At 75.0% G+C, this 344-nt stretch carries 1 protein-coding gene; it reads right to left on the reverse strand.

Features of this window, described 5'->3' with window-relative positions:
• A partial coding sequence (locus UK12_RS34095; RefSeq protein ID WP_045307100.1) for a hypothetical protein occupies positions 1-283 on the reverse strand: 283 nt, incomplete at its 3' end.
• Between the last annotated feature and the right edge of the window lie 61 nt (positions 284-344).

Raw genomic sequence — 344 nt, forward strand, 5'->3', positions numbered from 1 at the left:
CTGCGACATCTACGACATCTGCGACATCTGCGACATCTGCGAGGCCGGTGTGGCTGGTGTGGCCGTTCGCGGCCAGGTGGCCGGTGGTGCTGCGGGTGTTCCCCGCGTCCGCGGCGCTGCGCGCGCGGCGCAGGTCTGCGAGCTGGTGGTGCGCGGTGCGCAGCAGCAGGGTGGCGGCGGCCACCAGCAGCAGGCCGGCCGCGACCGCCGGGTAGGCGGCGGCGTCGGACAGCCGGTGCGGCGCGCGGTGGACCAGGACGGCGTCGGGCGGCAGGCGCAGCACCGCGGTGAAGGAGAGCAGGGGGCGGAAGACGACCTAGGTGGCCGCGGAGGTGACGATGGCA

The organism is Saccharothrix sp. ST-888, from assembly GCF_000955975.1.
Classification (GTDB): Bacteria; Actinomycetota; Actinomycetes; order Streptomycetales; family Streptomycetaceae; genus Kitasatospora.